The 3,902-nt window shown below is 33.0% G+C and carries 8 protein-coding genes; all 8 read left to right on the forward strand.

Features of this window, described 5'->3' with window-relative positions; all coding sequences use genetic code 11:
- Positions 1 to 85 precede the first annotated feature (85 nt).
- Positions 86 to 532: a universal stress protein gene (locus EF514_RS10580; protein ID WP_127725419.1), complete on the forward strand. Its 447-nt coding sequence runs from the start codon at positions 86 to 88 to the stop codon at positions 530 to 532.
- Between the two features lie 11 nt (positions 533 to 543).
- A complete protein-coding gene (locus EF514_RS10585) occupies positions 544 to 966 on the forward strand; it encodes a universal stress protein (RefSeq protein WP_240649058.1) in 423 nt (140 codons plus the stop codon).
- A 29-nt stretch (positions 967 to 995) separates the two neighbouring features.
- Positions 996 to 1,421: a universal stress protein gene (locus EF514_RS10590; RefSeq protein ID WP_127725420.1), complete on the forward strand. Its 426-nt coding sequence runs from the start codon at positions 996 to 998 to the stop codon at positions 1,419 to 1,421.
- 46 nt (positions 1,422 to 1,467) lie between these two features.
- Positions 1,468 to 1,893 carry a universal stress protein gene (locus EF514_RS10595; RefSeq protein WP_127725421.1) on the forward strand — a complete coding sequence of 142 codons (426 nt, stop codon included), beginning with the start codon at positions 1,468 to 1,470 and terminating at the stop codon, positions 1,891 to 1,893.
- Positions 1,894 to 1,931: 38 nt separating this feature from the next.
- A complete protein-coding gene (locus EF514_RS10600) occupies positions 1,932 to 2,360 on the forward strand; it encodes a universal stress protein (RefSeq protein WP_127725422.1) in 429 nt (142 codons plus the stop codon).
- 55 nt (positions 2,361 to 2,415) lie between these two features.
- A complete protein-coding gene (locus EF514_RS10605) occupies positions 2,416 to 2,841 on the forward strand; it encodes a universal stress protein (RefSeq protein ID WP_127725423.1) in 426 nt (141 codons plus the stop codon).
- A 70-nt stretch (positions 2,842 to 2,911) separates the two neighbouring features.
- Positions 2,912 to 3,346 carry a universal stress protein gene (locus EF514_RS10610; protein WP_127725424.1) on the forward strand — a complete coding sequence of 145 codons (435 nt, stop codon included), beginning with the start codon at positions 2,912 to 2,914 and terminating at the stop codon, positions 3,344 to 3,346.
- 68 nt (positions 3,347 to 3,414) lie between these two features.
- Positions 3,415 to 3,861, forward strand: a complete 447-nt coding sequence (locus tag EF514_RS10615; protein WP_127725425.1) for a universal stress protein — start codon at positions 3,415 to 3,417, stop codon at positions 3,859 to 3,861.
- The last annotated feature ends 41 nt before the right edge of the window (positions 3,862 to 3,902 follow it).

Here is a 3,902-nt window from a genome sequence, read left to right on the forward strand (position 1 = left end):
ATTGAGATATTGGTCTCAATCTTTTTATTTTGGAATAGAAGACCTTTAAAGCGGGTATATAAAAAATAATAAGGAGGAGTGATTAATGAAAATATTAATACCTGTAGATGGATCTAAGATTACAAACAAGATAGTTGAAAAAGCGGTGGAGCTGGGAAGTGAATTTGAGGCGAAACTAATACTTCTGACTGTAATAGACGAATCAAACTTAAGGTATAATCACACTTTTCCAATTTTATATGAGACTATGAAATCCAATACTGAAAATATGTTGGAAGAGTTAAAGAAGGAGTATAGTAGCTATAAGTACGGTATTGAAACCCTTTTAGAGACGGGAGTCCCCTATAAAGATATTTTAAGGGTTGCCGAAGAGGAAGATGTGGACTTAATAGTAATGGGCAACAGAGGTCTTGGAGCATTTTCAAGAACGTTGTTAGGTTCAGTTTCCAACAAAGTTCTAAATAAGTTTAAAAAATCTGTTTTAATTATAAAAATGGATTTAGAAGACGATGATGAAGAAGATTTGTTGTAGGAATGTGAAGAATGAAAAATATGAAAATATTAATTCCCGTTGACGGCTCCGGTATAAGTGAGGAGATAATTGAAACAGCAAGGATAATAGGAGAAAAATATAACTCCGAACTTTATATTTTAAACGTCGTTGATGAAATGGACGTAAATTTTGTACATACTAATTCAAAAGCTTTTAACAGCAGTATAAAAGAGCTGCAGCTTATGTTAAATGATTTTAAAAACAAGTTGGGTTATCCCTATAGTGTAAAAACTTTTATAAAAAAAGGAACGCCCTATAAGGAGATAATTAAACTTGCCGAAGAGGAAGATGTGGATTTGATAGTAATGGGCAACAGAGGTCTTGGAGCTTTTTCAAGAACTATGCTTGGTTCGGTTTCCCATAAGGTATTAAACCATACTTCAAAATCCGTTTTAATAGTTAAGGTAATGTGAAGTTAAGTTATAAACCGAGGAGGTTTTCTATGAAATTTTTAGTGCCCATTGATGGCTCAAAAGTAGGAATAAAAGTATTAAAGGAAGCTAGAAAGTTAGGAGAAAAATTTGAAGCTGAACTATTATTACTTACAGTAGTAGATGATTTAAACTTAAAATACAGTCACACCTATCCGGACTATCATGACGTCTTAGTAGAAAAGGCAAGAGAAGATTTAGAAGATGTAGCAGCGGAATGTAAGGATTACCAATATGGAGTAAGAAAATTTGTTAAGGCTGGAATGCCTTATAATGAAATACTTAAACTTGGCGATGAAGAGAATGTGGATTTAATAGTAATGGGGAACAGAGGTCTTGGGGCTTTCTCAAGAACGCTTTTAGGTTCAGTTTCCAGCAAGGTATTAAATCACTCTAAAAAATCTGTTTTAATTATAAAATCAGACTTTGAAGATTGAAAATAAGCTTAAATGTGAGTTTGTTAAAGTGTAGAGGAGGTTTATATTGAAAATTTTAATTCCAGTGGATGGCTCGAAAGCCTGTGGAGAAGTAGTTGAAGTTGCAGAGGATTTTGGAGAAAAATATAAAGCGGAATTGATTTTTTTACATGTCATAGATGAAACTACTATGAGTGATAGATATTTCCTTCCTGGCTTATATGGCTCTATGGAGAAAAGAGGCAAGTCCATTTTAGCGGAAGTAAAAGAGGAAATTTTAGATTATCCCTATGAATATAAATTTATATTAAAAAGGGGAAATCCATATTTGGAGATAGATAAGGTTGCCGAAGAGGAAGATGTGGACTTAATAATTATGGGTAACAGAGGGCTTGGAGCTTTTTCAAGGACATTGTTGGGTTCAGTTTCCAATAAGGTTTTAAACCATTCTAAAAAATCGGTTTTATTGGTAAAGCCTGATTTTGATGATTAAATAATAATTATAGTTTGTAGATTGTAAAGGAGGTTAATATGAAAATTTTAGTTCCCGTAGACTGTTCAAAAATGACAAAGGCGATAGTTGATAATGCCAAGGATATTGGAGAAAAGTTTGAAGCTGAATTGATTTTAATGACGGTGGTTGATGAAATCGGCTACAAGGACAGACACTCCTATCCAATTGCCATTGATGCGGAAGTTAAAGAGATGGAAAAGGAAATGGAAGAGTTAAAAGAGGAGAACTCCGATTACAAGTATGGATTAAAGACAATTTTAAAAGTGGGTTCGCCTTATAGAGAAATTGTTAAGGCGGCAGATGATGAAGATGTAGATTTTATTGTTATGGGTAATAGAGGGCGCGGAGTATTTTCCAGAACATTACTTGGCTCTGTATCCAACAAGGTATTAAATCATTCAGATAAATCTGTCTTAATAGTAAAAACTGAAATTGAAGAAGATTAAGATATAGTGAAAGCTTGTAGCTATGAGTGATCCTAATTATTAAAGGAGAGAAATTATGAAAATATTAATACCAGTAGACGGTTCAAAGATTTCAAAAAAAATAGTGGAAAGAGCTAAAGACATTGGAGAAAAAAACAGTGCGAAGTTAATACTACTTCATGTTATGAATGAGGCGAACTTACCAAAAGAATACCATTCACAGGCTCTTTATGACTTTGAAATTCAAAAGTCAAAGGAGATTTTAAGTGAAATGAAAGAAATTCTTTCGGACTATCCTTATGAAATTGAAACTTTTTCAAAATCGGGCTCACCTTATCTTGAAATTATCGACCTTGCCGATAAGGAAGATGTGGATTTAATTATAATGGGTAATAGAGGTTTGGGAGTATTTTCCAGAACATTACTTGGCTCTGTATCCAACAAAGTATTAAATCATTCAAAGAAATCCGTATTAATAGTAAAAGATGAGTTGGAAGATTAACGATGTTTGTGATGTTAAATAAATCAAACTCATAGCTATAGGTTTTCAACTGGAAATTAAAGGGGATATTATGAAGATTTTAGTTCCGATAGACGGCTCAAAGATGGCTGACAAAGCTTTAGATATTGCACGAGATATTGGGGAAAAGTATGATGCTCAGCTCTATTTAATAACAGTTACGCCACAGACCTACGTCTTAAAACAGTATCAGTCAAACTTTCCTCACATTGTAGAAATTCAAAAGGAGGAAAGGAAGAGAGTTCAGGAAATACTTTCCAAAGCGGAAGAAAAACTGTTAGATTACCCTAAGGAGGTTATGACCTTTGGATTAAGTGGAGATCCTTCAGAGCAAATAATTGACTTTGCAGAAAAGGAGGATGTTGACTTAATAGTTATGGGCAATAGAGGTCTGGGAGTGTTTTCAAGGACATTGCTTGGTTCAGTTTCAAGTAAGGTTTTAAACCACACAAAAAAATCCGTATTCTTAGTGAAAGAAGATTTTTAAAGTTTTCTGCAAATGTGGATTGTGAAAAATAGTGGGTATATATAGATTAAAGTTTAAGGAGGTTACTTATGAAAATATTAATTCCAATTGATGGTTCAAAGATTTCTCAAAAGGCAGTTGCTACTGCGAAAAAAATAGGTGAAAAATTTGATGCAAAATTGATAATACTTACAGTTATACCGGAAACCAGTATAATTGAACAATATCCTTCAAACTTTCCATATACTTTAGAAATTGAAAAAGCAAATACGGAAAGAGCTGAATATGTATTATCTGATGTGGAGAAAGAACTGGCAGATTATCCATATGAGGTTCAAACTATTTATACAAGTGGAAATCCTTCACAACAGATTACTAAATTTGCAGAAGAACAAAATGTGGATTTAATTGTAATGGGTAATAGAGGACTAGGAGCTTTTTCAAGGACACTATTGGGTTCAGTTTCCAATAAGGTTTTGAACCATTCTAATGTTTCAGTTTTAGTAGTAAAAGGCGACATTGAAAGTGATAAATAAAATTTTTCATTTACTATTTGAGAAAAGAGCTTTGAGCTCTT

Source organism: Anaerosphaera multitolerans, assembly GCF_004006535.1.
Classification (GTDB): domain Bacteria; phylum Bacillota; class Clostridia; order Tissierellales; family Peptoniphilaceae; genus Anaerosphaera; species Anaerosphaera multitolerans.

What these genes read in the sequence shown, in the direction of transcription:
- EF514_RS10600 (WP_127725422.1), top strand. Translation starts at nt 1,932, where the DNA reads ATGAAAATTTTAGTTCCCGTAGACTGTTCAAAAATGACAAAGGCGATA.
- EF514_RS10605 (WP_127725423.1), top strand. Translation starts at nt 2,416, where the DNA reads ATGAAAATATTAATACCAGTAGACGGTTCAAAGATTTCAAAAAAAATA.
- EF514_RS10585 (WP_240649058.1), top strand. Translation starts at nt 544, where the DNA reads ATGAAAAATATGAAAATATTAATTCCCGTTGACGGCTCCGGTATAAGT.
- EF514_RS10590 (WP_127725420.1), top strand. Translation starts at nt 996, where the DNA reads ATGAAATTTTTAGTGCCCATTGATGGCTCAAAAGTAGGAATAAAAGTA.
- EF514_RS10615 (WP_127725425.1), top strand. Translation starts at nt 3,415, where the DNA reads ATGAAAATATTAATTCCAATTGATGGTTCAAAGATTTCTCAAAAGGCA.
- EF514_RS10610 (WP_127725424.1), top strand. Translation starts at nt 2,912, where the DNA reads ATGAAGATTTTAGTTCCGATAGACGGCTCAAAGATGGCTGACAAAGCT.
- EF514_RS10580 (WP_127725419.1), top strand. Translation starts at nt 86, where the DNA reads ATGAAAATATTAATACCTGTAGATGGATCTAAGATTACAAACAAGATA.